The following is a 3,989-nucleotide window of genomic DNA, read 5'->3' as shown; positions in this document are numbered from 1 at the left end:
GCTTGGCCACGGTGAATAACGCTTCCTGAGTGACGTCCGCTCCGCGCATCCCATGACTCCGACAAATCGAGTGAGGCCTTATGGTAAAACGATCTCCGCCAGGCCAGTTGCACCAACGGCGAATTTCAACAAGCTGTTAGGCGCCTGATGGGTATCCAGCCATTACGACGCCATTGACTCTGCAAATCCAAAACGACGTTGAGTGCATCATCCAGCAGTAGGGGTTCGATCTGCGGTGACATACGGATGCTGCCCACGCTTTCACTGTCAAAACTAACAGCGAAAAACTTGGCCAAGGGCGTGGTAAAGCCGTATTGCGGGTCTACCAGGCGCAGGCGCGCATCGGTTTTAGGGAAGTGCCCCCAATAATGTCCTCGTATGGCCGGGTCGATATCGGCCGTGGAGCGCTGGCGCATGTCTTCCCAGGGCTCACCGATGATCAAGGCAATTTCCGGGTCGACGGAGAAGGCGTCAATGCATAGGCGCACCAATCCGAACACAGCCAGTATCGCCAGTAACAGGAGCCACTTGCGCCTGCGCCCTTGCAGGGTTTGTCGAATGTTCATCGGACACCGTTGCCAGCGGCAATGTCGCGGATGGACTGTTCAAGCAGTGGGCGATTGTTATCGTGCAGCATTTCATCGAATCGCTTGGCCGCCCGCAGGACAAAAGCCATACGTTGTTTTAAGTCCGAGAGATCAGCCAGGAGGTTAGTGCTGAAGCCAAGCGTGCGACCATCATCGACGCGGCGACATTGACTGGCCAGGGTCAGTTCGATGGCTTCGGCAACCCCGGAAGGAAAACCCGTGACATAGGAAACATGGTTGCTGCGCAGCAGCGCGGCCAGGTGCCAATCCTCGTAGATAGCCGGTTGCAGGATGTTTTTTTGTTCATGCCAGGCGAACTTTTCCACGCTTTTAGCAATATCCCCCGACTCTATGGCCGCGAATGCTTGCAGTATTTCGTCTCGGTATTGTCCAAAAGGAAGTTTTTCTTGATCCACCGGCCACAGCACCGAGAAATCAGGATCACCATGAATATTCGCTCGTTTCTCCAAACACGTTTCCAACTCCTTAAACCCACGCTTGGCGTAAAACGCATGCAGCGGGAATATGTCCAGGAAAAGTGAGGTATTACCCAGCGCCAGCATGTCGTTCACGTGCTGGAACTGCTGTTGCATCAGTGACAGAGGCTCGCCTGCAAAGTGAATATCCACGGACGGCACCGGGTTGTTGGCATCGGCTTGCTTGTAAGCTTCCATCGCCTCGACCTGTTCTTGCATTTTGCTGGTGGTGAACAGGCCGTAGCGCCTTCTGAGATCCCGCAGGTTTTGCTGGGCGGTTTTTTCCTTGCGGATATTGTCAATCAAGCCCGACGCATGCATCAGCCCGCACCCCACCTGCTTGGACGCGAAAGCTGCCAGGCCTGCCCATTGAAAGCGTGAATCATGAAGCCAGAGCCTGGCGTAGGCTGCATTGATGGCGCTATTGCGTGCCACCGGGTCGGCAATAAGTACCCCGCCAGGCGCAACGATCTCTTCAGCTTCTTGTTGGTAATACGCCCAAAGGCATTCGCAGGTCAGTATGGGGACTTCAATGATTTTCCTTGATTGTCCATTCACGTCGCCGGTGTAACTTTTACACGCCGAAACAGGTCGAGTGTTTTTGTTCAAAATCTGTTTGTCGCATTCTTGATCTTTGAAACATGACGTCATGGAGAACTCCTGATCGAGTGCCGCCACCCCGCAACCGTGGTATCGGCCATTAATGGGGGTATGCCTTTATCGTTTTGGATCGAGTTCTATGCTTACCACTACGCTTTCATCTGAAAGGGCATGAAGCATGTTCCCCACTTCGTCGGTTCGGCCTTCAATGATTTGGCCGGTATTGAGGGTTACTCGATATCGAGAATTGCGAGTCGACGTTGGGTGATGGGCGCTCTTCAGCACGAGGTAGTAATCAGGTTTTTTGTCACGCACCGATGGCGTAGGCCGACCCGCCGTCCAGTTACCCGCTGAGTCAGGCTCGAAGGCAGAGAAGGCTTCCTTTGCCCCTTCGTTATATTTGCCGTGAATATCATTCAGCGTTGAAATAAGAGGGCAGCCACCACTGGTCACATGCCCGTGGTGCGGCACTGGTCGCCCGTTCGGAAGCGTAAAGCCAGGCGTGGCCTCGGCAATGACGCATCCTTTCATGCAAGCCATCCTTGCATGCTGATACGTCAATGGACGGCCATGACTGATGGTTGTTGGAAAGCCTTCGGCAACAGTACCGCCGCAGGCTGCCTGATCACCTTCGCGAATCCATCCGAGGATTTTCATGGGTGCGGATGCCTGGGCGCGATATACCCAGGTTCAAAGAGACCGAGTATGGGTTCATCAACCCGCTCTTGAATTAAAAAGCTGTTTTGTAGCGTCGTTGTAACGATGTCCCCGTTCTCTGTAGCACTGCCGAGGATTGCTATGGGCCTGCCCATATAAGCCATGGCAAACCCGGCCCCCGAAACTATGGTGGTTTGAGAACCGTCGGGGTAACACACAATATCCCCCACGCAGGCGATGTCGTGACCATCGACATTAATCTCACTGGAGGCAGTTTTGATTTCGCCACCTTTTTCTGTCTTGCCGCCTTTTGTTGCCAGAAGATGGATATCTTTCAGTGTTCGGTCAGCATTCTCGACGTTGTGTTTGTCGATAAGCGCCTGAGCATGTTCGCGTGTATAGGTCATGAGGTTTTTTACGTTGATGTAGGAGTTGCAGACCTTATGCCGGAGAGGCAGCGGCAAAACAGTCGTCAAATCCTCTATATGCTGTAGGAAAAATCTCCGCCGTTCAGTTTTGCGCCGTCAGCGCTTTTATCGATTTTGAGTACAGTGCTTTCATCCGTCATACAGGGCATTAGCTGTTTGCACTTGCGTGGCGAACGCCGAAGTGGCGTCATAGGAAAATTACAAACCTGAAAGGCCCTGCCATGCCAATCACTACGCTGATCCGCCGCGCCAGCCTCCCTTCGCCACAAATCAGTGCTGAGCAAGCACTGCAATGGCTGGTGCTGCACTACGGGCTGCACGGGTCGGTCAAGGCGTTGGGTAGCCAGCAGGATCAAAACTTTCTGCTGGAAGACGAGGGCGGCGAGCGTTACCTGCTCAAGGTGTGCCATGGCACGTATTCGCCACTGGAGTTGCACGCGCAGCACGCGGCGCTGCGTCACTTGGGCGGTCGTTCGCAGGTTCGGGTGCCTGCGGTGATACCGGCCAATAACGGTGAGGATTTATTGTCGCTTGAGGTCGATGGTCAGGCGGTACACATTCGGTTGCTGGAGTTTATCGAGGGCCAGTCGATTGCCCATGTGGGCCATCTGAGCCGCGATGTAGTGATCACACTGGCCGTGCTGTGCGCTCAGGTCGATCTCGCGCTGGCAGGTTTCAAACACGCAGGCCTTGATCGCATCCTGCAATGGGACCCGCGCCACGCCAGTGCGCTGATCAAGCATCTGTTACCGATCCTTAAGAAGGCCGATGAGCGTGCGTGCATCGCCCAAGCCGCCGAACAGGCACACGCGCGGTTGCTGCCGTTGATCCCGGCGCTGCCGGTGCAGGCGATCCACCTGGACATTACTGAATACAACGTTGTCTGGGCCAAAAATGCGCACCGTCAGTGGCAACTCCAAGGGTTGATCGATTTCGGCGACCTGGTCAGCACTTGGCGTGTCGCCGATTTATCTGTGACCTGTGCGGCGTTGCTGCATCACGCTGAGGGCGATCCGCTGTATATCCTTGCGGCCATTGAGGCTTATCAGGCAATCAATCCGCTGCAACGTGAAGAACTACAGGCTTTGTGGCCGTTGATCGTCGCCCGCTCGGCGGTTTTGGTGCTGAGCAGTGAACAGCAAGCCAGTATCGACCCCGACAACGCTTACATTCAGGCGAATCTGCAGAGCGAGTGGAACATCTTCGACGTCGCGACTTCAGTGCCCATGGCGTTGATGGAA

Annotated in this window: 4 protein-coding genes and 1 pseudogene; 1 reads left to right on the top strand and 4 read right to left on the bottom strand. The window is 54.7% G+C overall.

The window, feature by feature from the left end; genetic code table 11:
- Positions 1 to 143: 143 nt before the first annotated feature.
- From VGC62_RS10975 to VGC62_RS10960, 4 genes and pseudogenes are all read right to left on the bottom strand, one after another.
- A pseudogene (locus VGC62_RS10975) lies at positions 144 to 566 on the bottom strand (hypothetical protein); the annotation flags it as partial.
- Positions 563 to 1,714 carry a DUF2515 family protein gene (locus VGC62_RS10970; protein WP_331187103.1) on the bottom strand — a complete coding sequence of 384 codons (1,152 nt, stop codon included), beginning with the start codon at positions 1,712 to 1,714 and terminating at the stop codon, positions 563 to 565. The gene VGC62_RS10970 and the pseudogene VGC62_RS10975, both read right to left, overlap by 4 nt.
- 66 nt (positions 1,715 to 1,780) lie before the next feature.
- Complete coding sequence (locus tag VGC62_RS10965) at positions 1,781 to 2,320, bottom strand: PAAR domain-containing protein (protein WP_331187102.1); 540 nt, start codon at positions 2,318 to 2,320, stop codon at positions 1,781 to 1,783.
- Positions 2,317 to 2,727, bottom strand: coding sequence for a PAAR domain-containing protein (locus VGC62_RS10960; RefSeq protein WP_331187101.1), 411 nt, complete (start codon positions 2,725 to 2,727; stop codon positions 2,317 to 2,319). Before VGC62_RS10960 ends, VGC62_RS10965 begins: the two co-directional genes overlap by 4 nt.
- Before the next feature lie 242 nt (positions 2,728 to 2,969).
- Between VGC62_RS10960 and VGC62_RS10955 the strand changes: the two genes are divergently transcribed.
- A partial coding sequence (locus VGC62_RS10955) for a phosphotransferase (RefSeq protein ID WP_331187100.1) occupies positions 2,970 to 3,989 on the top strand: 1,020 nt, incomplete at its 3' end.

Source organism: Pseudomonas sp., assembly GCF_036404235.1.
GTDB lineage: Bacteria > Pseudomonadota > Gammaproteobacteria > Pseudomonadales > Pseudomonadaceae > Aquipseudomonas.
The sequence above is the reverse complement of the archived record's forward strand: the minus strand, read 5'-3'. Positions and strand labels throughout refer to the sequence as shown.

Excerpts from the sequence above, each read along its gene's own strand:
- VGC62_RS10970 (WP_331187103.1), bottom strand. The coding sequence starts at position 1,714 with ATGACGTCATGTTTCAAAGATCAAGAATGCGACAAACAGATTTTGAAC.
- VGC62_RS10965 (WP_331187102.1), bottom strand. The coding sequence starts at position 2,320 with ATGAAAATCCTCGGATGGATTCGCGAAGGTGATCAGGCAGCCTGCGGC.
- VGC62_RS10960 (WP_331187101.1), bottom strand. The coding sequence starts at position 2,727 with ATGACCTATACACGCGAACATGCTCAGGCGCTTATCGACAAACACAAC.